The sequence below is a fragment of the Nocardioides sp. dk884 genome (assembly GCF_009557055.1).
Lineage (GTDB): Bacteria > Actinomycetota > Actinomycetes > Propionibacteriales > Nocardioidaceae > Nocardioides.
Window position 1 is genome coordinate 1,357,720 of the sequence record NZ_CP045649.1, and the last position, 22,536, is coordinate 1,380,255.

General features: G+C 73.4%; 23 protein-coding genes. 15 read left to right on the top strand and 8 right to left on the bottom strand.

Going from position 1 to position 22,536, the window contains the following annotated elements; translation table 11 throughout:
• Positions 1-8: 8 nt before the first annotated feature.
• Positions 9-1,163: an LCP family protein gene (locus GFH29_RS06595; protein ID WP_153322591.1), complete on the bottom strand. Its 1,155-nt coding sequence runs from the start codon at positions 1,161-1,163 to the stop codon at positions 9-11.
• Positions 1,164-1,279: 116 nt separating this feature from the next.
• On the opposite strand from GFH29_RS06595, the gene GFH29_RS06600 reads away from it, so the two are divergent.
• Positions 1,280-2,818 (top strand): Ada metal-binding domain-containing protein, encoded by a 1,539-nt coding sequence (locus GFH29_RS06600; protein WP_153322592.1) that lies wholly within the window; start codon positions 1,280-1,282, stop codon positions 2,816-2,818.
• 2 nt (positions 2,819-2,820) lie between these two features.
• A complete protein-coding gene (locus GFH29_RS06605; RefSeq protein ID WP_153322593.1) occupies positions 2,821-3,303 on the top strand; it encodes a methylated-DNA--[protein]-cysteine S-methyltransferase in 483 nt (160 codons plus the stop codon).
• 8 nt (positions 3,304-3,311) lie between these two features.
• On the opposite strand, the gene GFH29_RS06610 is transcribed toward GFH29_RS06605, so the two are convergent.
• Positions 3,312-4,037, bottom strand: coding sequence for an IclR family transcriptional regulator (locus tag GFH29_RS06610; protein WP_153322594.1), 726 nt, complete (start codon positions 4,035-4,037; stop codon positions 3,312-3,314).
• A gap of 179 nt (positions 4,038-4,216) precedes the next feature.
• Between GFH29_RS06610 and leuC the strand changes: the two genes are divergently transcribed.
• The 3 genes from leuC (at position 4,217) to GFH29_RS06625 (ending at position 7,152) form a co-directional block, all read left to right on the top strand.
• Positions 4,217-5,629 carry a 3-isopropylmalate dehydratase large subunit gene (leuC, locus tag GFH29_RS06615; protein WP_153322595.1) on the top strand — a complete coding sequence of 471 codons (1,413 nt, stop codon included), beginning with the start codon at positions 4,217-4,219 and terminating at the stop codon, positions 5,627-5,629.
• A 22-nt stretch (positions 5,630-5,651) separates the two neighbouring features.
• Positions 5,652-6,248: a 3-isopropylmalate dehydratase small subunit gene (leuD, locus tag GFH29_RS06620; protein WP_153322596.1), complete on the top strand. Its 597-nt coding sequence runs from the start codon at positions 5,652-5,654 to the stop codon at positions 6,246-6,248.
• A gap of 220 nt (positions 6,249-6,468) precedes the next feature.
• Positions 6,469-7,152, top strand: a complete 684-nt coding sequence (locus GFH29_RS06625) for an HU family DNA-binding protein (RefSeq protein ID WP_153322597.1) — start codon at positions 6,469-6,471, stop codon at positions 7,150-7,152.
• 17 nt (positions 7,153-7,169) lie between these two features.
• On the opposite strand, the gene cofC is transcribed toward GFH29_RS06625, so the two are convergent.
• Entirely contained in the window at positions 7,170-7,823 is a 654-nt protein-coding gene (gene cofC / locus GFH29_RS06630; RefSeq protein ID WP_153322598.1) for a 2-phospho-L-lactate guanylyltransferase, read from the bottom strand.
• 144 nt (positions 7,824-7,967) lie between these two features.
• On the opposite strand from cofC, the gene GFH29_RS06635 reads away from it, so the two are divergent.
• Positions 7,968-8,765, top strand: coding sequence for a lysophospholipid acyltransferase family protein (locus tag GFH29_RS06635; protein WP_153322599.1), 798 nt, complete (start codon positions 7,968-7,970; stop codon positions 8,763-8,765).
• Positions 8,762-9,769 (top strand): NAD(P)H-dependent glycerol-3-phosphate dehydrogenase, encoded by a 1,008-nt coding sequence (locus tag GFH29_RS06640; RefSeq protein ID WP_153322600.1) that lies wholly within the window; start codon positions 8,762-8,764, stop codon positions 9,767-9,769. The genes GFH29_RS06635 and GFH29_RS06640 overlap by 4 nt, the downstream gene beginning before the upstream one ends.
• Positions 9,770-9,837: 68 nt before the next feature.
• Here the strand turns inward: GFH29_RS06640 and GFH29_RS06645 are convergent, their stop codons facing one another.
• Positions 9,838-10,914: a trans-sulfuration enzyme family protein gene (locus GFH29_RS06645; protein ID WP_153322601.1), complete on the bottom strand. Its 1,077-nt coding sequence runs from the start codon at positions 10,912-10,914 to the stop codon at positions 9,838-9,840.
• 35 nt (positions 10,915-10,949) lie between these two features.
• Here GFH29_RS06645 and GFH29_RS06650 point away from each other — a divergent pair, with 35 nt between their 5' ends.
• Genes GFH29_RS06650 through GFH29_RS20450 form a run of 3 tightly spaced genes read left to right on the top strand, consistent with a single transcriptional unit; the run spans position 10,950 to position 14,385 of the window.
• Positions 10,950-11,702 carry an alpha/beta fold hydrolase gene (locus GFH29_RS06650; RefSeq protein ID WP_153337749.1) on the top strand — a complete coding sequence of 251 codons (753 nt, stop codon included), beginning with the start codon at positions 10,950-10,952 and terminating at the stop codon, positions 11,700-11,702.
• Positions 11,699-13,219, top strand: a complete 1,521-nt coding sequence (locus GFH29_RS06655) for a Mur ligase family protein (RefSeq protein ID WP_153322603.1) — start codon at positions 11,699-11,701, stop codon at positions 13,217-13,219. The genes GFH29_RS06650 and GFH29_RS06655 overlap by 4 nt, the downstream gene beginning before the upstream one ends.
• Before the next feature lie 44 nt (positions 13,220-13,263).
• Positions 13,264-14,385, top strand: a complete 1,122-nt coding sequence (locus GFH29_RS20450) for a hypothetical protein (protein WP_194289082.1) — start codon at positions 13,264-13,266, stop codon at positions 14,383-14,385.
• A 76-nt stretch (positions 14,386-14,461) separates the two neighbouring features.
• Here GFH29_RS20450 and GFH29_RS06665 read toward each other — a convergent pair whose 3' ends face one another.
• The 3 genes from GFH29_RS06665 to GFH29_RS06675 are packed head-to-tail and all read right to left on the bottom strand — an operon-like array spanning position 14,462 to position 16,232.
• The gene (locus GFH29_RS06665) at positions 14,462-15,424 is read right to left on the bottom strand and encodes a D-alanine--D-alanine ligase family protein (protein WP_153322605.1); all 963 of its coding nucleotides are present in this window, start codon (positions 15,422-15,424) and stop codon (positions 14,462-14,464) included.
• A gap of 43 nt (positions 15,425-15,467) precedes the next feature.
• Positions 15,468-15,965: a DUF3515 domain-containing protein gene (locus GFH29_RS06670; protein WP_153337748.1), complete on the bottom strand. Its 498-nt coding sequence runs from the start codon at positions 15,963-15,965 to the stop codon at positions 15,468-15,470.
• 30 nt (positions 15,966-15,995) lie between these two features.
• The gene (locus tag GFH29_RS06675; RefSeq protein ID WP_153322607.1) at positions 15,996-16,232 is read right to left on the bottom strand and encodes an Lrp/AsnC family transcriptional regulator; all 237 of its coding nucleotides are present in this window, start codon (positions 16,230-16,232) and stop codon (positions 15,996-15,998) included.
• A gap of 173 nt (positions 16,233-16,405) precedes the next feature.
• Here GFH29_RS06675 and GFH29_RS06680 point away from each other — a divergent pair, with 173 nt between their 5' ends.
• Positions 16,406-17,356, top strand: a complete 951-nt coding sequence (locus tag GFH29_RS06680; protein WP_153322608.1) for a thiamine-phosphate kinase — start codon at positions 16,406-16,408, stop codon at positions 17,354-17,356.
• Between the two features lie 252 nt (positions 17,357-17,608).
• Here the strand turns inward: GFH29_RS06680 and rpmB are convergent, their stop codons facing one another.
• Positions 17,609-17,794: a 50S ribosomal protein L28 gene (rpmB, locus tag GFH29_RS06685; RefSeq protein WP_028645381.1), complete on the bottom strand. Its 186-nt coding sequence runs from the start codon at positions 17,792-17,794 to the stop codon at positions 17,609-17,611.
• A gap of 189 nt (positions 17,795-17,983) precedes the next feature.
• Here rpmB and GFH29_RS20615 point away from each other — a divergent pair, with 189 nt between their 5' ends.
• The 4 genes from GFH29_RS20615 to rsmD all read left to right on the top strand — a co-directional run bounded on the left by GFH29_RS20615 (position 17,984) and on the right by rsmD (position 22,534).
• Positions 17,984-18,592 carry a DAK2 domain-containing protein gene (locus tag GFH29_RS20615; RefSeq protein WP_228387810.1) on the top strand — a complete coding sequence of 203 codons (609 nt, stop codon included), beginning with the start codon at positions 17,984-17,986 and terminating at the stop codon, positions 18,590-18,592.
• 146 nt (positions 18,593-18,738) lie between these two features.
• The gene (locus GFH29_RS20620) at positions 18,739-19,659 is read left to right on the top strand and encodes a hypothetical protein (RefSeq protein ID WP_228387879.1); all 921 of its coding nucleotides are present in this window, start codon (positions 18,739-18,741) and stop codon (positions 19,657-19,659) included.
• Positions 19,660-19,674: 15 nt separating this feature from the next.
• Positions 19,675-21,903, top strand: a complete 2,229-nt coding sequence (locus GFH29_RS06695) for an ATP-dependent DNA helicase RecG (protein ID WP_153322609.1) — start codon at positions 19,675-19,677, stop codon at positions 21,901-21,903.
• 4 nt (positions 21,904-21,907) lie between these two features.
• Positions 21,908-22,534 (top strand): 16S rRNA (guanine(966)-N(2))-methyltransferase RsmD, encoded by a 627-nt coding sequence (rsmD, locus tag GFH29_RS06700; protein ID WP_153322610.1) that lies wholly within the window; start codon positions 21,908-21,910, stop codon positions 22,532-22,534.
• The last annotated feature ends 2 nt before the right edge of the window (positions 22,535-22,536 follow it).

The window sequence follows — 22,536 nt, forward strand, 5'->3', positions numbered from 1 at the left end:
CATCGGGGTCAGGCGCAGAGGCCGTTGGCGAGGGCCTGGGCGCGGCGTGCCTCCTCGCCCTCGCGCGGACCAGCCGGCGCCGAGGGCCCGCCCGAGGGGCCGCCGACCGCGGGGGAGCCGTCGGGCGGGTCGGCGGCGCTGATGCTGTCGTCGGCGAACTCGCGGCCCAGCGGCTCGTCGGCGGCGATGCGCTGCCACAGCTTGTCGGCCTCGGGCGCCCACTGCAGCCGGTTGTCGTCGGGCGGGTACTCCTCGAAGGGCACCGTCACGAAGCGGATCTCGCCCAGATCGGTGTGGCGGAACTCCAGCGCCATGTCGGTGAGCTTGCGCAGGCTGTCGAGGCCTTCGTCGACCCGGATCGAGTCGGCGACCGCGGTGAGGAAGTCGTAGACCCGCGTGGGCTGGGCCAGCGTGCCCGCGGACAGCACCCGGTTGAGCAGCGAGGCGATGAACGCCTGCTGGCGCTTCATCCGGCCGATGTCGCCGGTGACCGAGAGCTGGCTGCGCTCGCGCACGTAGTTGAGCGAGTCGCGGCCGTCGAGCTCCTGGGTGCCGGCGTCGAGGAAGATGTTGTGCTTCGGGTCGTTCACGGCCTTGGGCAGGCACACGGTGACCCCTCCCACCGCGTCGACCATGTCGACGAAGCCGCCGAACTCCAGCACCAGGTAGTGGTCGATGTACAGACCGGTCAGGCTCTCCACGGTCTGCACCGCGCACAACGGCCCGCCGACGGCGTACGCCGTGTTGAACATCGCCGGGTCCTCGCCCGCGACCATCCCGTCCGGCGACGCGCAGTCGGGACGGGCGACCATGGCGTCGCGCGGCAGGCTCACGCCGTACGCCGAGCGCCGGTCCGCGGACACATGGAGCAGGATGCTGACGTCGGAGCCGCCGGCGCCGCCCTCGGTGTCGATCCCGCAGCCCTCGCAGTCGCGCTCGTCGATGCCCATCACCAAGATGTTGAGCGGCGGCTTCGGGCCGGTGTGCTTCTTCTTGCGCACCTGGTGCGGGATCTCCTCACCGGCCTCGATGCGCCCGTCGATGCGCTGGTAGGCCACCGTCACCACGAGCGCCGTGAGCAGCGCGAGCACGAGCTGGGTGACCAGGACGACGCGGAGCACGGTACGGCGGTGCGGCGGCGTCGGGCTCGCGGTCTCGGGCACATGTCCATGCTGACACCCCGGTGGTGCCGGTGGCCGCCGTTCGCGCAGACGGGCCCCGGGCAGCCGTGTCCGATTCCCGCCGGAGTCCGCTGTGCGGGGGGAGGGATGATGGAGCCATGACGACGCCGAGCCTGCTGGACCGCGAGTCCTGCTACCGCGCGGTGAAGTCGCGCGACCGGCGCTTCGACGGCACCTTCTACACCGCCGTGCGCACCACCGGGATCTACTGCCGTCCCAGCTGTCCGGCCCGCACGCCGGCGTTCGGCAACGTCACCTTCCACCCGACCGCCGCCGCCGCGCAGGCGGCCGGCTACCGCGCCTGCAAGCGCTGCCTGCCCGACGCCACCCCCGGCAGTCCCGACTGGGACGTCGCGGCCAGCGTGGCCGGCCGGGCGATGCGCCTGATCGCCGACGGGGTCGTCGATCGCGAGGGAGTGGAGGGCCTGGCGCGCCGCGTCGGCTACACCCCGCGTCACCTCGGTCGCATCCTGCTCGCCGAGCTCGGCGCCGGACCGCTCGCGCTCGCCCGCGCCCGGCGCGCGCAGACCGCCCGGGTGCTGGTGGACACCACCGACCTGCCGTTCAGCGACGTCGCGTTCGCGGCCGGCTTCGCCAGCGTGCGGCAGTTCAACGACACGGTCCGTGAGGTGTACGCCGCCAGCCCCACCGAGCTGCGGGGGCGCCGCGGCGGTCGTCCCGCGACCGGCACCGTGACCCTGCGTCTCGCGGTGCGGGCCCCGTTCGCCGGGCGCGCGCTGCTGGCGTTCCTGGCGCACCACCTGATCCCCGGCATCGAGGTGGCCAGCACCGGGCCGGACGGCAGCGGCAGCTATGCACGCACCCTCGACCTGCCGCACGGGCCGGGCACCCTGCGCCTCGACCTCGACGACGAGCCGCAAGCCGGGGTGACGGCCTTCGTCCCGCTCACCTTGAGCCTCACCGACCTGCGCGACGTCTCCGCGGCGACCGAGCGGGCCCGCCGCCTGGTCGACGGTGACTGCGACCCGGTGGCCGTGGACGAGCACTTCGCCGGTGACCCGCTGATCGGGCCGCTCGTGCGCCGAACGCCCGGCCTGCGGGTGTCCGGCCAGGTCGACGGTGACGAGCTCGCGGTGCGCACCGTCATCGGCCAGCAGGTCAGCGTCGCGGGTGCCTGCACGGTCACCGGCCGACTGGTCGCGACCCATGGGCGTCGCGTCGAGACCGGCGTGCCCGGACTGACCCACCTGTTCCCCCGCGCGGTGGACCTCGCCGACGTGGACCCCGAGACCCTACCGATGCCGCGCTCCCGCGGGCGCGCGCTCGCCGGCCTGGCCGCCGCCCTCGCCGCCGGGAGCCCGGCGCTCGACCGTGGTGCCGACCGCGACGACGTACGCCGCGCACTGCTCGCGCTGCCCGGGATCGGGCCGTGGACGGCCGACTACGTCGCGCTGCGCGCGCTCGGCGACCCCGACGTGATGCTGGCCAGCGATGTCGGCGTCCGCAACGCGCTGGTGGGCCTGGGCCACGACCCCGGCACCGTGCTGGCCGCCGCCGAGCGGTGGCGCCCTTGGCGCTCGTACGCGCTGCTGCACCTGTGGGACACCCTGATGCCCCGCCCCGACTCGATCCACCCCGACTCGATCCACCCCGCCCCGATCCGCCGGGAGGCCTGACCATGTGGACCACCATCGAGAGCCCCATCGGCGAGCTGCGGCTCGTCGAGCAGGACGGCGCCCTGTGCGCCATCGAGTTCACGCCGTTCCGCGAGCCCGGCCCCGCCGGACCGCGCGCCGACGACGTCCCGGTGCTGCGCGAGACCGCCCGCCAGCTCGCGGCGTACTTCGCCGGCGACCTGCACGACTTCGACCTGCCCCTGGCGCCGCACGGCACCGAGTTCCAGCAGCGCGTGTGGGCCGAGCTGCGGGCGATCCCGTGGGGACGCACCGCGAGCTACGGCGAGATCGCGCGACGCCTCGGCCTGGTCCCCGGCGCCTCGCGCGCGGTCGGGCTGGCCAACGGGCGCAACCCGATCCCGATCGTCGTGCCGTGCCACCGGGTGATCGGCGCCAACGGCACCCTCACCGGGTACGCCGGGGGGCTGCCGCGCAAGCAGCTGCTCCTCGACCTGGAGCGGACCGATGACGCGGTGCTGTTCTGAAGCGGTGCTCAGCCCTCGGCGGCGGCGCGACGCAGCGACTCCGAGAGCCGCTCGGCGGCGGCGAGCACGGCCGGGGCGTGCATGCGCCCGGGCTGGCGCGAGAGCCGCTCGAGCGGGCCCGAGACCGACACCGCGGCGATGATCTTGCCGCTGGGGGAGCGCACCGGGGCCGAGACCGACGCGACGCCCTGCTCGCGCTCGCCGACCGACTGCGCCCAGCCGCGCCGGCGGATGCCGGAGAGGGCGGCGGCGGAGAACGCGGCGTTCTGCAGGCCGCGGTGCATGCGCTCGGGGTCCTCCCAGGCCAGCAGCACCTGGGCTGCCGAACCGGCGCGCATGGTGAGCTGCGAGCCGACCGGGATGGTGTCGCGCAGACCGCTGGGGCGCTCGGCGGCGGCGACGCAGACGCGGTGCTCGCCCTGGCGGCGCCACAGCTGGGCGGACTCGCCGGTGATGTCGCGCAGCCGGGCCAGCACCGGGCCGGCGGTGGCCAACAGGCGGTCCTCGCCGGCGGCGGCGGACAGCTCGGACAGGCGCGGGCCCAGCACGAAGCGGCCCTGCATGTCGCGGGCCACCAGGCGGTGGTGCTCGAGGGCCACCGCGAGGCGGTGGGCGGTGGGGCGGGCCAGGCCGGTGGCACCCACCAGGCCGGCGAGGGTGGCGGGTCCCGACTCGAGGGCAGTGAGCACGAGGGCTGCCTTGTCAAGCACGCCCACGCCGCTGGAAGTGTCCATATGCCAATACTGCCGTCTCAGAAAGTGGGATGCAAGTTGCTGACGTTCCTGCCCTCACGCAGCGGAAGACGACCCCGATGTGACCGACGAGCGTCTCAAATATTGAGAATCGAATCTCAGATCATGGGATTCGCGGAGTAGCCTCGCTGAGTAAGCGAGACGTACACGAGGGAGTGGACATGGGTAGGACACTGGCGGAGAAGGTGTGGGACGAGCACGTCGTCCGATCGGCCGAGGGCGAGCCCGACCTGCTCTTCATCGACCTCCACCTCATCCACGAGGTCACTTCGCCGCAGGCGTTCGACGGACTCCGGCTGGCCGGTCGCACCGTCCGCCGTCCCGACCTCACGCTCGCGACCGAGGACCACAACGTCCCGACGCTGAACTGGGACAAGCCGATCGCCGACCCCGTCTCGCGCACCCAGATCGAGACGCTGCGCAAGAACTGCGCGGAGTTCGGCATCCGCCTGCACCCGCTCGGTGACATCGAGCAGGGCATCGTCCACGTCGTCGGCCCGCAGCTGGGGCTGACCCAGCCGGGCATGACGATCGTGTGCGGCGACTCCCACACCGCCACGCACGGCGCGTTCGGCGCGATCGCGCACGGCATCGGCACCTCCGAGGTCGAGCACGTGCTCGCCACCCAGACCCTGTCGCAGGCGAAGCCGAAGACCTGCTCGGTGACCGTCAACGGCAGCCTCGCCGAGGGCGTCACCGCCAAGGACCTGATCCTCTACCTGATCACCAAGGTCGGCACCGGCGCCGGCATGGGCTACATCGTGGAGTACCGCGGCCAGGCGATCCGCGAGCTCTCGATGGAGGGCCGCATGACCGTGTGCAACATGAGCATCGAGTGGGGCGCGAAGGCGGGCATGATCGCCCCCGACGAGACCACGTTCGCCTACCTCGAGGGCAAGCCCGAGGCGCCCCAGGGTGCGGAGTGGGACGCCGCGGTCGAGCACTGGAAGACCTACTACACCGACGAGGACGCGGTCTTCGACAAGGAGATCGTCATCGACGCCTCCGAGGTCACCCCGTGGGTCACCTGGGGCACCAACCCCGGCCAGGGCGCCCCGCTGGGCGGCAGTGTCCCGGTCCCGGCGGAGTTCGCCGACCCGATCGAGCGCACCGCCGCCGAGAACGCCCTGGAGTACATGGGCCTGGAGCCCGGCACCACCCTGCGCGACGTCGCCGTCGACCACGTCTTCATCGGCTCGTGCACCAACGGCCGCCTCGACGACCTGCGGGCCGCGGCGGAGGTGCTCGAGGGCCACCGCGTCGCCGACAGCGTGCGGATGATCGTCGTCCCCGGCTCGGCTCGGGTGCGCCTGGAGGCCGAGGCCGAGGGCCTGGACAAGATCTTCCTCGCCGCCGGCGCCCAGTGGCGCGGCGCGGGCTGCTCCATGTGCCTGGGCATGAACGACGACAAGCTCGACGGCCCGGTCCGCACGGCCTCGACGTCGAACCGCAACTTCGAGGGTCGCCAGGGCACGGGCGTGCGCACCCACCTGGTCTCGGTCCCGGTCGCTGCGGCGACCGCGATCCGCGGCACCCTCTCGTCCCCGGCCGACCTCGTGTCGGTCACGGCCTGATTCGCAGGAGCACTGACACCACATGGAGAAGTTCATCAGCCACACCGGCGTGGCCGCTCCGCTGCGCCGCAGTGACGTCGACACCGACATGATCATCCCGGGAGACTTCCTCAAGCGGATCACCCGCACCGGCTTCGAGGACGGGCTGTTCTTCGGGCTGTTCAAGGACCCCGACTTCGTGCTCAACCGGGACGGGTTCCGCGGCTCCTCGGTGCTGGTCGCCGGGCCCAACTTCGGCACCGGCTCCTCGCGCGAGCACGCCGTGTGGGCGCTGCAGGACTACGGCTTCAAGGTGATCATCTCGCCGCGCTTCGGCGACATCTTCCGCGGCAACTCCGGCAAGTCGGGTCTGCTCACCGTGCAGATCGAGGAGGCGAAGGTCGTCGAGCTGTGGGACCTGCTCGACGCCGCCCCGGGCACCGAGGTCACCATCGACCTGGAGAACCGCGAGGTGCGCGTCGGCGACGGGTTCCGAGCACCGTTCCAGATCGACGACTACACCCGCTGGCGCTTCATGGAGGGCCTCGACGACATCGGCATCACGCTGAGCCACGAGGACGACCTGATCGCCTACGAGGCCACCCGGCCCAGCTGGAAGGCCCGCACCATCCCGGCCTGACCGGTTCACGCGTACGACGGGCCGCGGCCCCCTGACGAGGGGGCCGCGGCCCGTCGGCGTACCGCAGAAAAAGAAGGTGGGCTGCGGCGTGGCCGTTGTGGCCGGGCCTGCGAGTGCCTACGGTGCCGTGCAGAGCGGCGCTGCCCACGCGTCGCCGCGACCACGCGGGTCCTCGGCCGGGCGCCGGTCCATCCGCCGGTCCCAGGCAAAGGGGAACCACGTGAACAAGACCCAGCTCATCGACGTGCTCGCCGTCCACTTCGAGGGCAACCGTCGCGCCGCGGCGTACGCCCTGGACTCGGTGCTCGACACCATCACCCGCGAGGTCGCCAAGGGCGAGAAGGTCGCGATCACCGGGTTCGGCTCCTTCGAGAAGCGGATCCGCGAGGCGCGCTGGGTGCGCAACCCGCAGACCGGCGACCGGCTGCGCACCTCGACCAAGGAGGTGCCGGCGTTCCGTCCCGGCGCCGACCTCAAGAACATCGTCTCCGGCGCCAAGCTGCTCCCGCAGCTCACCGTGGCGGCCGCCACCGCCCCCATGAAGGTCGCGGTGGCCGTCGCCCGCAAGGCCGCCGAGGGCGCCGGCGCGCCGACGCGTGCGACCCCGACGAAGGCGGCCTCGAGCACGACGACGGAGACGAAGGCACCGGCCAAGAAGGCACCGGCCAAGAAGGCGCCGGCCACGAAGGCCCCCGCGGCGAAGTCGGCCACGAACGGCACCGCGAAGACGTCGGCGGCGAAGTCGACCGCCGCGAAGAAGGCCTCGCCCGCGAAGAAGGCCTCCACGGCCAAGAAGGCGTCGCCGGCGAAGAAGACCTCCACCGCGAAGAAGACCTCCACCGCCAAGAAGACGTCGACGGCCAAGAAGACGTCGACGGCGAAGAAGGCCGCGTCAGGCTCCTGAGCCGGGTGCGTACGCCGTCAGGGGGCGAGGTCGAGGCTCGCCGCGAGCTCCCGGGTGCGCGGACCGACGCCGAGCGCGAGCGCCCGGGTGAGGTCGTCGAGGTCGTCGACGTCGAGGCGCAGGCTCCTCAGCTCGCCGCGCACCTCGAGCGCGAGCTCGTCGTGCGCGGCGCGGGAGTCGACGCCGAATCGCGGGGCGAACTGCTCGACCGGCGCGGTGTAGAGCGTGGTGCCGCTGCCCGCGGCGTCGGCGACGAAGAACGACTGGTCCGCTCGGGCCTCGACGACCGCCAGCGCCTCGTCGAGGTCCGCAGGTCGCAACGCGGGCAGGTCCGCGCACAGCGCCACGGGTTGCAGGTCCGGCCAGCGGCGCGTCGCCTCCAGTGCGGCCTGGCGCAGGCTGGAGTTGAGGTCGCCGGTGACGGCGTCCGGCACCGCGACGCAGCCGGCGGCGCGCACCTCCAGGGCGAACGCCGCGTCGTCGGTGGCGACCAGCACCGCGCCCACGCGCTGCGCCGCGCGGCAGGCGGCGATCGTGTCCAGGGCGAACGCGGCGGCCAGGCCGCGGCGTACGGCGTCGGGCAGGCCGACCAGGCGCGACTTGCCGAACGCGGGGGGCTTCACCGGGACGACGACGCAGAAGGCGGGCGGAGACGGGGCGGGCGCGGACATCGTCGGCGATCCTGTCAGGTCCGACGCGGCTGCGCGAGGCCGGCCGGGTCCGCGCGGACGACGCAGCGAGTAGCCTGCCGATGTCGACGTGGGCACCACGTGGGCTGGTCGATCGATGGTCGAGAGAGATGGGACGAGGCTCGCGTGACGGTACGCAAGGTGGAGGCGGAGCGGGGCTGGCCCTGGCGCCTCGCCGTTCTCCTGGTCAAGCCCGCGCTGCTTGCCATGACGAGGCAGGACTGGCAGGGCGGTGAGCGGATCCCCGCCTCGGGCGGCTGCCTGGTGGTGCTCAACCACGTCTCGCACGCTGACCCCTTCACCGCTGCCCACGTGGTCTACGACCACGGTCGGCTGCCGCGCTACCTCGCCAAGTCGGGGCTGTTCCGCAACAAGCTGCTCGCCCGGTTCCTGACCGCGCTCGGGCAGATCCCCGTCGAACGACACTCCGCCAACGCCGCCGGCGCCTACGACGCCGCGGTCGAGGCCGTACGCCGCGGACAGTGCGTGGTGGTCTATCCGGAGGGCACCATCACCCGTGACCCCGCCGGCTGGCCGATGGTCGGCAAGTCCGGGGCGGCGCGGATCGCGCTGGCGACCGGGTGCCCGGTCATCCCCGTCGGGCAGTGGGGCGCGCAGGAGCTGCTCGCGCCGTACTCCGCACGGCTGCGGCCGTTCCCGCGCAAGACCATCCACATGCGGGTGGGGGAGCCGGTGGCGCTCGACGACCTGCGCGAGCAGCCGGTGAGTGCCGAGACGATCCGCGCGGCGACCGACCGGATCATGACCGCGATCACCGATCTGGTCGCACAGATCCGCGGGGAGGAGCCGCCGGCGGTACGGTACGACCCGCGCCGCGACGCGGACCCCGGCTCCGGGGACCAGCGCTCGCCGGACGCGACTCCCGAGCAACCCCGTCAGCAGCACCGGAGGGACCAGGCATGAGCGCAGGCAAGGTCGCGGTCCTCGGCGCGGGCTCGTGGGGGACCGCGTTCTCCCTCGTGCTCGCCGACGCCGGCAACGAGGTCACCATGTGGGGACGCCGCGAGGAGGTCTGCGCGGCGATCAACGAGCAGCACGAGAACGCCGACTACCTGCCCGGTGTGCAGCTGCCGCCGACGGTCAGCGCGACCCACGACCCCGAGAAGGCCATGGCGGGGGCCGACGTCGTCGTGCTCGCCGTGCCCTCGCAGTCGCTGCGTGCCAACCTCACCGAGTGGGCGCCGTTCATCGACGACTCCGCGGTGCTGGTCTCGCTGATGAAGGGCGTCGAGCTCGGCACCTTGAACCGGATGAGCGAGGTGATCGCGCAGGTCACCGGCGCGGGTCCCGAGCGGATCGCCGCGATCAGCGGCCCCAACCTCGCCAAGGAGATCGCGCGCCGCGAGCCGGCCGCCTCGGTCGTGGCCTGCGCCGACGAGGACGTCGCCCGGATGCTGCAGGCGCGCTGCCACTCCCCGGCGTTCCGGCCCTACACCTCCGTCGACCTGCTCGGCTGCGAGCTGGGTGGTGCCTACAAGAACGTCGTCGGGCTCTGCGTCGGCATGGCGGTCGGGCTCGGCTTCGGCGACAACACCACCGCCTCGCTGATCACCCGCGGCCTGGCCGAGACCGCGCGGCTGGCGATGAAGCTCGGCGCCAACCCGCTCACGCTGATGGGCCTGGCCGGCCTCGGCGACCTGGTCGCCACCTGCTCCTCGCCGCTGTCGCGCAACCGCACCTTCGGCGAGAAGCTCGGCCAGGGGATGACCACCGACGAGATCGTCGCCTCCACGCGCCAGGTCGCGGAGGGGGCCAAGTCCTGCTCGTCGCTGCGCGCGCTCGCCGAGCGCAGCGGCGTCGACGCCCCGATGGCCAGCCACGTCGACGACGTCGTCGCCGGCAAGATGACCGCCTTCGAGATGATGGACGCCTTCATCGCCCGGGAGACCAAGGCCGAGACCGACTGACGCCGTTCGGCCCCCGGCGGTCGAGCCTGTCGAGACGCGCACCCACCAGGGCCGACTCGGCGTACGGGTCAGGTGAGGTCGTCCAGGGCGGTGGCGAGGTCGTTCCAGAGGTCCTCGACGTCCTCGACACCGACCGACATCCGCACGAGGGCGTCGGGGACGGTGGCGGGCTCGCCCTTCCAGCGCCGGCGGCGCTCGAAGGTGGACTCGACGCCGCCGAGGCTGGTGGTGTGCACCCACAGCCTGGTCTTGCGGGTGAACAGGTCGGCGGCCATCGCGCCCTGGGCGAGGACCACGGAGACCATCGCGCCGAAGCCGGGGTAGCGCACCTCGCCGATCGCCGGGTGCTCACCCAGGCGGCGCGCGAGCTCGGCGGCGTTGGCCTGGGCGCGCTCGACGCGCAGGTGCAGGGTGCGCAGGCCGCGCAGCGCCAGGAAGGCCTCCAGGGTGCCCGGGACGGCCCCGACCAGGTCGCGGCGGCCCTTGAGGACGCCGAAGAGTTCGGGGTCCTCGACCACGAGCGCGCCCATCAGGATGTCGCTGTGCCCGGAGAGGTACTTGGTGGCCGAGTGCACCACGATGTCGGCGCCCAGCTCGAGCGGCTTCTGCAGCAGGGGAGTGGCGAAGGTGTTGTCCACCACGACGTGGGCGCCGGCCTCGCGCGCCGCTGTGGCGATCGTCTCGATGTCGGCGACCTCGAGCATCGGGTTGGTCGGTGACTCCAGCCACACCAGGGCGGCGTCCTCGCAGGCCGCGACGTACGCCGCGGTGTCGGTCACGTCGACCAGGCGCGAGCGGATCCGGCCGCGGGCCTCGAGGTCGCCCAGCTGCATGATCGTGCCGTTGTAGGAGTGCCGCGGCGCGACCACCGTGGCGCCCTGTCCGACCAGGTCCAGCACGGTGGCGACGGCCGCGAGGCCCGAGGAGAAGGCGAGCGCGCGCCCGCCCTCCAGCGCCCCGAGCGCCTGCTCGAAGGCCTGCCAGGTCGGGTTGCCGTAGCGGCCGTACTCGCGGTCCCCGCCGGCGACGTAGGTCGAGGCGAGGGTGATCGGGGTGTTGAGCGGCTGGTCCGGCTCATGGGGAGGACGCCCGGCGTGGACGCCGAGGGTCGCAGGGCTCACGTGGTCGAGGGGGGTGTCCGTCACTTCTTCACGGTATCGGCCCGGCTAACCTCGTCGTCGTGCTGACCACCCTGCTGAACGGACGTGCCTTCGGGGAGAAGTTCGGCTCCAACGAGGCCAGCGTGGTCGCCCTGCATGGCTGGGGCCGCTCGCGAGCCGACTGGAGCTCGACCCTCGACGGGTACGACGCCCTCGCCCTCGACCTGCCCGGCTTCGGGGCCACCCCGGCGCCCGAGACCGGCTGGGACACCGCGGCGTACGCCGACTGGACCGCCGAGATCATCGGCGACCTGGACCGCCCGGTGCTGGTCGGCCACTCCTTCGGCGGCCGGGTGGCCGTGCAGCTCGCCGCCACCCGTCCCGAGCTGGTCCGCGGTCTCGTGCTGACCGGTGTGCCGCTGCTGCGCCCGGAGCGCACCGGGAGCACCGGCGGACCCAAGCTCGGCTACCGCGTGGTCCGCGCCCTGCACCGCCGCGGCCTCGTCGGCGACGCCCGCATGGAGGCGCTGCGCCAGAAGCACGGCTCGGCCGACTACCGCGCCGCCCAGGGGGTGATGCGCGAGGTGCTGGTCAAGGCCGTCAACGAGGAGTACGCCGACCAGCTCGCCGCCGTCCGCGAGCACGGTGTGCCGGTGGCCATGGTCTGGGGCGAGCACGACACCGCCGCCACCGTCGCGATGGCGCGCCGCGCCCAGACGCTCCTCGGCGCGCAGGCCACCCTCGACGTGGTCCCCGGCTCCGCCCACCTGCTCGACCCTGCGCTGGTCACCGCGATCCGCGCCCAGATCGACCGCCTCGGAGGCACTGCATGAGCACGCTTGAGATCCTCTGCGCGGTGGGGGTCACGCTGCTGGTCCTGCTCAGCCAGCTGCGCTGGCTGCGCGTCGCCCAGCGCGAGCACTACGAGCCCGGCCGGCTCTTCGCGATCGCCGCGATCTGGGCCCGTGCCTACTGGGTCAACGGACTGATCCTCCTGGGCATCGTCCTGGCCTCGCTGCTCACCCTCGGTGCGTCCGCGGAGTGGGCGGTGCTGATCCCGGCCCTGGTCTGGGTGACCTGGCCCGAGGGACTGGCCCTGTGGCCCTCGTCCTCCCCGCTGGTGTTCACCGACCGGGTCAAGCGCCTCACGGGCGTCCTCGTCGTGCTCGTGCTCGCGCTCGCCGCGGGGCTGACGGCCCTCGATCTCATCGGGCTGCTGCCGATCCTGGCGCTCCCGGTGGCCGAGCTGGCGCTGCTGATCATGGCTCCGGTCGAGCGCTCGATGGGTCGCAAGTACCAGGTCTCCGCGGCCGCGAAGATGCGCAAGCTCGACCCCCGGGTCGTCGCGATCACCGGCTCCTACGGCAAGACCTCGACCAAGAACTACGCCGCCCACCTGATGTCCGGGCGCTGGGCCACGCTGGCCAGCCCGGCGAGCTTCAACAACGCGATGGGCCTGTCCCGGGCCGTGAACGACCGGCTCGACGGCGGCACCGACGTGTTCGTCGCCGAGATGGGCACCTACGGCCCCGGGGAGATCGCCTCGCTGTGCGAGGTGTTCCGTCCCGAGGTCTCCGCGATCACCACGATCGGCGAGGCCCACCTGGAGCGGATGAAGAACCGCGAGACGATCGTCCGCGCCAAGTCCGAGATCCTGCCGCCGGCGAGCACGGTCGTGCTCAACGTCGATGTCCCCGAGCTCGCCGCGATCGCCGACGACCTGGCCGCCACCAAGCGGGTCATCCGCGCCTCCGGCGGCCCGACGCCCGACGCCGACGTCGTCGTACGCCGTGCCGGCGACGGCTGGGAGGTCGTGCTCGGCGGTGTCGTGCACCGCGTCGAGCTGCCGGCCGAGGTCGGGCACCCGATCAACGTCGCGGTGGCCATCGGCCTGGCCCAGGCCGTGGACGTGCCGGAGCGAACGATCCTGGACCGGCTCCCCGGCGTACCCAGCACGCCGCACCGCGCGGAGACCACCCGCACCGAGACCGGGCTCACGGTCATCGACGACACCTACAACTCCAACCCGCAGGGCGCGGCGCAGGCGCTGGCGCGCGCTCGCGAGCTCGTCGGCGAGGGCGGGACCGTCTGGACGATCACGCCCGGTATGGTCGAGCTCGGCGCCTCCCAGCACGAGCGGAACGCCGAGCTGGCTCGCGCGGCGACGGCGGACGAGGGCATGGTCCTCTGCGTCGTCGGGCGCACGAACCGCGCTGCCCTGGACGCCGGCATCGCCGGACGGACCCGCCACTTCGCCAGTCGCGAGGAGGCGGCGAAGCACGTCATGGCGCAGGCCGGACCGCACGACGTGGTGCTGTACGAGAACGACCTCCCCAACCACTACCCGTAGACCGCGGGCGGAGCGGGAAAACCGAAGCGAGACGAGGAGACACAGTGGCAACCAAGGCGACCGTGGTGTTCGGCGGTCCGTCCGCCGAGCACGACATCAGCATCCTGACCGGGCTCCAGGCCGAGCGGGTGCTCGCCGGTGCCGGGCACACGGTGCAGTGCATCTACTGGGCGCGCAGCGACCAGTGGTTCCTGGTCCCGAGCAACACCGAGGCCCGCGACTACCTGGGCGGCCCGCCGGCCGGCGCCAAGCGCGTCGAGCTGCGCATCGGCGCCGAGAAGGGCGACGGCTTCTACATGAAGGCCGGCCTCGGCGGTGCCAAGCCGCTGGAGACCGGCACGATCATGAACTGCTTCCACGGCGGTGCCGGCGAGGGCGGCGGCGCCCAGGGCCTGTTCGCGCTGGCCGGGCTCAAGGCGACCGGCGGCACCGTCGCCGCGGCCGCGCTGGGCATGGACAAGCTGGCCTTCGGCGCGGTCATGGAGACCGCCGGCGTGCCGTGCCTCAAGCGGGTGCTGCTCTCCGCCGACGCCCCGCCGCCGTACGACGGCCCCTACATCGTCAAGCCGCGCTTCGGCGGCTCCAGCATCGGCATCGAGGTCGTCGAGGACCACGCGACGGCCGTGGCGCTGCTGCAGACCAGCCCGCACCTGCGCGAGGGCGCGGTGGTCGAGCCGAACCGCCCCGACCTGTTCGACCTCAACATCTCGGTGCGCACCGCCCCGACCGTCCAGGTCTCCGAGATCGAGCGGCCGCTGCGGCCCACCGACGGCGCGATCTACTCCTACGCCGCCAAGTACCTGCACTCCGACGGCCTGGCCAGCGCCCCGCGCGAGTTCCCGGCCGACATCTCCGACGCGGTGCGCGACCGGATCAAGGAGCTCGCGGTCCGCGTCGTGGAGCTCACCGGGCTGACCGGCGTGCTGCGCATCGACTTCCTCTCCGACGGCACCGAGGTGTTCGTCAACGAGGTGAACTCGATCCCGGGCGCGATGGCGCTCTACCTGTGGCCGCAGACCGCACCCGGCGAGGTGCTCGGCGCCGCGCTGGCCGAGGCCGAGCGGGCGCGTCCGCGCGCCACCAGCAACTTCGAGGAGGGCGTGGCGCTGCAGGCCGCCGGCGGCATCGCCGGCAAGCTCGCTGCGCTGCCCCAGCAGTCGCGCTGAGGTACGACGAGGGCCCGGTCCCGGAGCAGGTCTGCTCCGGGACCGGGCCCTCGTGGTGTCGCGGTCCGGGTGGGGCTCAGGCGCCGCGGCGTACGGCGCGGTCGAGCAGGGTGCGGGCGACCTGGCCGAGGGAGGTGCCGCTCTCCTTGCAGGCGAAGGGGAACACCGAGGTCTCGGTCGTGCCCGGGGTGATCGCGGTCTCCAGCAGCACGAAGGAGCCGTCGGGCGAGACCACGAAGTCGGAGCGGGAGACGTCGGTGAGGCCGAGCACCCGGTGCGCCTCGCAGGCGACCTCACCGAGGCCGGCGAGCAGCTTGTCGTCGAGGTCGGGCTTGTGCAGGGAGACGAACTCCGCGGTGTAGCGGGCGCTGAAGTCGAACTCGTGGCCCTTCTCGTACTCGATCGCGATCGGCACGAGGGACTCCAGCCCGTCCTCGCCCTCCAGCACCACGACGCTCACGTCGATGCCGTCGTGGAAGCGCTCGATGAGGGCGTCCTCGCAGTAGGCGTAGCTGCCGACCAGGGCGGAGGGGAGCGCGCCGAGGCCGTCGACGCCGGTCACGCCCAGCGCGCTGCCGCCGCGGGCGGGCTTGACGACCACCCGGTCGCCGAGGTGGTCCATGACGTGCGCCATCAGCGCGGTGGCGCCGATGTCGCGGAAGGTCTGGGCGGACAGGCCCACGCTGTCGGGCACCGGGATGCCGGCGCGGTGCAGCAGCTCGCGGGCCGTGCCCTTGTCGTAGGCGACCCGGCAGGCGCGGCTGCGGGAGCCGACGTAGGGCAGGTCGATGAGCTCGAGCAGCGTCTGGATCTCGCCGTCCTCGCCGAACTGGCCGTGCAGGGCGGGCAGCGCGACCGCCACCTGGTCGCGCTCGAGGTCGTGGAGCAGGTTGCGGTCGAAGTCGTAGGTCTGTGCCTCGACTCCGAGCCCGCGCAGCTCACGGACCAGGTTGCGCCCGCTGGACAAGGAGACGTCCCGCTCGTGGCTGAGACCGCCGGCGATGATGGCCACGGGTCCTGAGAAGTCCTCGATCGTCATGGGACGACGATCCCACATCGCACCGACGTCGCGGCGCGCAGGCTCAGCTGCAGCGCCGGGTGGTCTCGAGGTGGGTCCGCACCGGTTCGGCGAGCTCGCCGAAGGCGTCGAAGGCGATCTGGCCGCGGTACTCCGCGGGCACCACGAGCGCGACCCGAGGCGTGGTCTCGACGGCCGTGGCGATCAGGTCCGAGCCCTCGTCGCGCTGACTCGGCGGCACGAACCAGGCGACCCCGGCCACGATGTCGCACTCGGCGGCCGGCGCCAGCTCCTCGGGCTCCGGTACGCCGCAGACCACGGCGAGCCCGTCACCCCAGGCCTTGGCGGGGGCGTCCGCCGGGTCCACCTCGGCGGGCTCCAGCCCGGCCAGGTCCTCGGGGAGGGCGTCGAGGAAGTCCGTGCAGGTCGCCCGCTCGGCGTCGGACAGCGAGGGGTCGGCCAGCGCGGGGGAGTCCACCTCCACGGCGTCGCCGCCGCAGCCGGCGAGCAGTGCGAGCGGAAGGAGCGAGGACGCGACGACGCCCCGTGCCCGGAGGGACACGGGGCGCACTCGCGGCTGCGGGCGGTCCACTCAGATGTGGACGACCGGGCAGGTCAGCGTGCGGGTGATGCCCTCGAGCGTCTGCACCTTCGCGACGACCAGCTTGCCCAGCTCGTCGACGTTGCGCGCCTCGGCGCGGACGATCACGTCGTACGGGCCGGTGACGTCCTCGGCCAGCGTGACTCCCTTGACCTGTGCGATGGCTTGGGCGACCTCGGCAGCCTTGCCGACGTCGGTCTGGATCAGGATGTAGGCCTGGACGACCATCGCTCGTCTCCTCGTGTGAAGGGGTGCAGGGGCGCGGGCGGGGTGCCGGCCGGCGGTTCAACCTACCCTGGCCCGCGGCGTGCGGGACAGCCCGTGTCACGTGGCGAAGGCCTCGCTCCCGGGCCTGAGCGCGCCGCCGGGCAGCGTCGGGGGATGTCTGGTGGACTGGGGGCATGCCGTTTGCACCCGACGCCACCCTCGCCGACGCCGGCGAGTTCGGCCTCCTGGCCGAGCTCCTGCCTCTCTTCCCGCAGGGCGAGCAGGTGTTGATCGGCCCCGGCGACGACGCGGCCGTGCTGCGCGTGCGCACCGGCCACGTGGTCGTCTCCACCGACCTGATGGTGGAGGGCCGCCACTTCCGGCGGGAGTGGTCCTCCGCGGCCGACGTCGGTCACCGCGCGGCCGCGCAGAACATCTCCGACATCAACGCGATGGGCGGCACCGCCGCCTCGCTCACCCTCGCCATCGGCGCCCCCGCGGACCTGCCCGTGCAGTGGGTGCTCGACCTCGCTCGTGGCTTCGCGGAGGAGTGCGGGGAGGTCGGGGCGAGCGTCGTCGGCGGCGACCTCACCCGCGCCGACCAGGTGGTCATCGCGGTGACGGTGCTCGGCGCCTGCACCCAGGCGCCGGTCATCCGCTCCGGCGCCGCACCCGGCGACGTGGTGGCGATGGCCGGCCGGCAGGGCTGGGCCGCAGGCGGGCTCGCGGTACTCAAGCGCGGCTTCCGGTCCCCGCGGGTGCTCGTCGAGGCCCACCGCCGCCCCCAGCCGCCGTACGCCGCCGGCCCGATCGCCGCCGCGGCCGGCGCGACGGCGATGATCGACGTCTCCGACGGCCTGCTCGCCGAGGCCGGGCACCTGGCCGACGCCTCCGGTGTGGCCATCAACGTCCGCTCCGAGGCCTTCGAGGTCGCCGAGCCGCTGCACGCCGTGGGTGCGGCGCTCAACGCCGAGCCCCTGCAGTTCGTGCTCACCGGCGGCGACGACCACGCCCTGCTCGCCACCTTCCCCGACGCCGCCTCCGTGCCGCAGGGCTGGCGCGTGGTGGGCGAGGTCATCGAGGGCAGCGGCGTCACCGTCGACGGGCGCTCCTACATCGGCTCGCCGGGCTGGTCGCACTTCTGAGGGACCTCGGCGGCCGGCTGTTGCTGTGGTCGCCGGCTGCCGGCTGCCGCACGTAACTGCGCAATTGCGCGGATAAGTACCGGTTCCCGGCCGCCGGCGGTGCTTCTCCCAGCAATTGCGCAGTTACGCGCACCCCGAGGCCGCCCCGCGGCCCCGCGGCACCCGCCGCCCCGCGACGCCCGGACAGCCCCTGAAATGACAGAACGGCCGCCGTCCCGGGGGACGACGGCCGTTCTGTTCAGCTGACCTGGGTCAGCGGGAGACCTTGCCGGCCTTGAGGCAGCCGGTGCAGACGTTGAGGCGCTTCGGGGTGCCGTTGACGGTCGCCCGGACGCGCTGGATGTTGGGGTCGAAGCGACGCTTCGTGATCTTGCGCGACCAGGGTCGGTTGTTGCCGAAGCCCGGCTTCTTCGCGCAGATGTCGCAGACGGCAGCCACCGTGAACTCCTGAAAAATCGAGGTTGTGAACGTGGGGCCCGGCGGAGCGGGCAACCGGACGAGAGTATCCGATCCAAGGGCTCGCGAGAAAATCGCGGCTCACCCCGGGTTCCCCGTGGGTGGGTCACCCCGTTCGGGCAAGGGGGACACTACCCTGACTCCTCCATCCGACGTACGACGAGGCAGGCGATGCAGCAGGTACCCGTGGGCGGCGAGCTGAGTCTCGGCGTCGTGCTGCGCTTCGTCGACGTCGCCTTCGACGCCCTCGCCGGTGCGCGCGAGGAGATCGACGCGCTCAACGTCTACCCGGTGCCCGACGGCGACACCGGCACCAACATGTACCTCACGATGTCGGCGGCCCGCGACGCGCTGCGCGAGGCCTGCGCCGGCGACGAGGACGCGCCGCTGGGGGAGTCGCTGGCGACGTTCGCGCGCGGCGCCCTGCTCGGCGCCCGCGGCAACTCCGGGGTGATCCTCAGCGAGATGCTCGGCGCGATCGCGCGCCGGATCGGCCGCGCGGGCGCCGATGAGACCAACGCCACGGTGATGGCCGAGGCGCTCCAGGCGGCCAGCGACGCGGCGTACGCCGCGGTGGGCACGCCCGTCGAGGGCACGATGCTGAGCGTCATGCGCGCGGCGGCGGCCTCGGCCGTGGAGTGCTCGGGTCGCTCCGCGCCCGGGCCCGCGACGTCTTCGCCGCCGCCGCCGGCGCGGCGCGCGAGGCGCTGGCCCGCACCCCCGAGCAGCTCCGGCTCCTGGCCGATGCCGGTGTCGTGGACGCCGGCGGGCGCGGCCTGAGCGTGATCCTCGACGCGGCCGAGACCGTGCTCACCGGGCGCCGCCCGGTGCCGGTGACCGCCCCGATCGGCACCCACCTGATCCCGGTCCCCGTGGCGCCGCTGCCGCAGGGCGACCTGACCGCGGACGGGCCGGCGTACGAGGTGATGTACCTCCTCGACGCCGAGGACGCGCAGATCGCGCCGCTGCGCGCGACGCTCGCCGGCCTCGGGGACTCCCTGGTCGTGGTCGGTGGCGAGGGTCTGTGGAACGTCCACGTCCACACCGACGACGTCGGTGCGGCGATCGAGGCCGGCATCGAGGCCGGACGACCCCGCCGGGTGCGGGTCACCCACTTCGCCGAGCAGGTCGAGCGGCAGGCCGCCGAGCGACCCGCGCCGCGAGCCCGCAGCGGACGGCGGATCGTCGCGGTCGCGGCCGGGCCCGGCCTCGGCCGGCTCTTCGAGGAGGCCGGCGCGGTGGTGCTGCCGGGTGGACCCGGACGCCGCCCCTCGACCGGCGAGGTCCTGGCGGCCGTGCGCGACTGCGGGGCCTGCGAGGTCGTGGTGCTGCCGAACGACGCCGACTCGGTGCGCGTGGCCCGGGCCGCCGCGTCGACCGCGGAGAACGACCCCGACCTCGAGGGCATCCGGGTGAGCGTGATCGCGACCCAGGCGCAGGTGCAGGGGCTCGCGGCGCTCGCGGTCCACGAGCCGGGGCGCGCCTTCGACCACGACGTGCTGGAGATGACCGCGACCGCCCGGCACGCCCGGCACGGCGCGATCACCCTCGCGGCCCGCCAGGCGATGACGATGGCCGGCCCGTGCGAGCCCGGCGACGTGCTCGGTGTGGTGGCCGGTGACTTCGTGGTCGTGGGGGAGGACCGCTTCGCGGTCGCCACCGACGTCCTCGAGCGGCTGCTCGGCGGTGGCGGCGACCTGGTGACGATCGTGGCCGGCGCCGAGGACAGCGACGGCGAGCTGGCGGCCCGCTGCGCGGCGTACGTCGAGGCGCACCACCCGGCTGTCGATGTCGTGGTGTACGACGGTGGCCAGGAGCGCTACCCGCTCCTGGTGTCGGTGGAGTAGGCCGGAAGGAGCCGCGTGATCACGCTGGAGTCGCCGATCGAGACGGTGCTGGCCGGGCACGCCAAGGCCGACCGGATCACCGAGGGCCTCGGCCTGCGCACGGTCGGGGACCTGATGCACCACTTCCCCCGCCGCTACCTGCGCACCGGCGAGCTGACCCGCCTCGACGATCTCGAGGAGGGCAGCGTGCTGACCTTCGTCGGCGAGGTGGTCGCGAGCGCGGAGCGCACCTACCAAGACCGGCGCACCGGTCGCACGGCCTACCGCCTCGACGTCACGGTCCGCACCGAGGGGCCGGCGCTGCGGATGTCGTTCTTCGCCAAGAACGCCTACGTCAACGGATGGCAGGCCGGGCGGCTGCGCGTCGGGCGCCGTGGGGTGTTCCTGGGCAAGGCCAAGCTGTTCCGCGGCGAGTGGCAGCTCACCAACCCGCAGATGTCGCTGTTCGGCAGCGGCGATGAGGACTCCGCGCTGATGTCGCTGGACGCGATGCGCGAGCTGTTCCCGATCTACCCGCTCACCAAGGGCGTGGAGTCCTGGGACCTCCAGCGCGCCGCGACCTTCGCGCTGACCGTGCTCGACGAGGTCCCCGAGCTGCTGCCCGAGCAGGTCCGCGGGACCTACTCCCTGCCTGACGCGCGCCAGGCCCTGCAGTGGATCCACGCCGCCGACTCGATGGAGGACGTACGCCGCGCGCAGCGCCGCTTCCGCTTCGAGGAGGCGCTGGTCACCCAGGTCGTGCTCGCCCGCCGCCGGCGCGAGCAGATGGCGCTGGGCGCCCAGGCGCGCCCGGGGCGACCCGGCGGCCTGCTGGAGGCCTTCGACGCCCGGCTGCCCTTCGAGCTCACCGCCGGGCAGCGCGAGGTGGCCGGCGAGATCGAGCACGACCTGGCCCAGCCGCACCCGATGAACCGGCTGCTCCAGGGCGAGGTCGGCTCCGGCAAGACCCTGGTGGCGCTGCGCGCGATGCTGCGCGTGGTCGACTCCGGCGGCCAGGCCGCGCTGCTGGCGCCCACCGAGGTGCTCGCCCAGCAGCACCACCGCACGATCTCCGCCATGCTCGGCGACCTCGGCATGGGCGGCCTGCTCGGCGCCGCCGAGGGCACCACCGTCGAGCTGCTCACCGGGTCGATGACCAAGGCCCAGCGCAAGGCACCGCTGAGCCGGCTGATCACCGGCGAGGCCGGCATCGTCATCGGCACCCACGCCCTGCTCGAGGAGCAGGTGATGTTCGCCGACCTCGGCCTCGTCGTCGTCGACGAGCAGCACCGCTTCGGGGTCGAGCAGCGCGCCGCCCTCACCGACAAGGCGGGCAGTCCGCCGCACGTGCTCGTGATGACCGCCACGCCGATCCCGCGCACGGTCGCGATGACGGTCTTCGGCGACCTGGAGATCTCCACGCTCACCGAGCTGCCGGCGGGGCGCGCGCCGATCCAGACCAACGTCGTGCCGCTCGGCGAGCAGCCGCTGTGGATCGACCGCGCCTGGGCACGGCTGCGCGAGGAGATCGAGGCCGGCCACCAGGCCTACGTCGTGTGTCCGCGCATCGTCCGCGACGAGATGGAGGCCGGCGAGCACGACCAGCTCGACCTCGACGAGGACGACAACCTCGTCGTCGACCGCACCGGCACCGGTCTCAGCTCAGTGGTCGACGTCGCCGCCGACCTCGCCGACGGACCGCTGCGAGGCCTGCGGATCGGGGTGCTCCACGGCAAGCTGCCCGCCGACGAGAAGGAGCGCACGATGCGCGCCTTCGCCGCCGGCGACGTCGACGTGCTGGTGTCCACCACCGTCATCGAGGTCGGCGTGGACGTCGCCAACGCGACCGCCATGGTGATCCTCGACGCCGACCGGTTCGGCGTCTCCCAGCTGCACCAGCTGCGCGGTCGCGTCGGTCGTGGCGGGCTGCCCGGGCTGTGCCTGCTGGTCACCCGGTCCGAGGCCGGCACCCCCGCGCGGGCGCGCCTGGACGCCGTGGCCGGCACGAGCGACGGCTTCGAGCTCAGCCGCGTCGACCTCGAGCAGCGCCGCGAGGGCGACGTGCTCGGCAAGAACCAGTCCGGCTACCGCTCCAGCCTGCAGAACCTCCGGGTGCTGCGCGACGAGAAGACCATCCGCGAGGCTCGCGAGGCCGCCTCCCTCCTCCTCGACACCGACTTCGAGCTGCGCCAGGCGCCGGAGCTCGCGGCGGCGGTCGCGGAGATGGAGCGCTCCGTGCAGTCCGACTACCTCGAGAAGTCGTGAACCGATGACCCGCATCATCGCCGGCCGCGCCGGCGGCCGCCGCCTGTCCACCCCGCCGGGCACCGCCACCCGCCCCACCAGCGACCGGGTCCGCGAGGCGCTGTTCTCCGCGATCGAGTCGTGGTGCGGCTCGCTGAGCGGCCTGCGCGTCCTCGACCTGTACGCCGGGTCCGGCGCGGTGGGCCTGGAGGCCTGGTCGCGCGGTGCCGCGGCGGTCACGATGGTGGAGTCCGACCGGCGCACCGCCGCCCTGGTGGCCGCCAACGCCCGCGACCTCGGCGCCCGTGAGGCCCAGGTCGTCACCGGCGCGGTCGCCGCGGTGCTGGCCCGCCCGCCGGCCGCGGGCTACGACGTGGTCTTCGCCGACCCGCCGTACCCCCTTCCCGACGAGGCGGTCGCCGACGACCTGCGGGCCCTGGTCGAGCACGGCTGGCTGGCCCCCGACGCGCTGGTGGTCGTGGAGCGCTCGGCGCGCAGCCCCGAGCCGGCCTGGCCGGCGGGCCTGGAGCCGCACCGCCGCCGTGCCTATGGCGAGACGGTGCTTTGGTACGGTCACGCCGCCTCGCCCGTGGCGGACGAGGACGACCAGCCCAGCACCCAGCCCAGCACCGATCCCAGCGAAGGGGAGTGAGT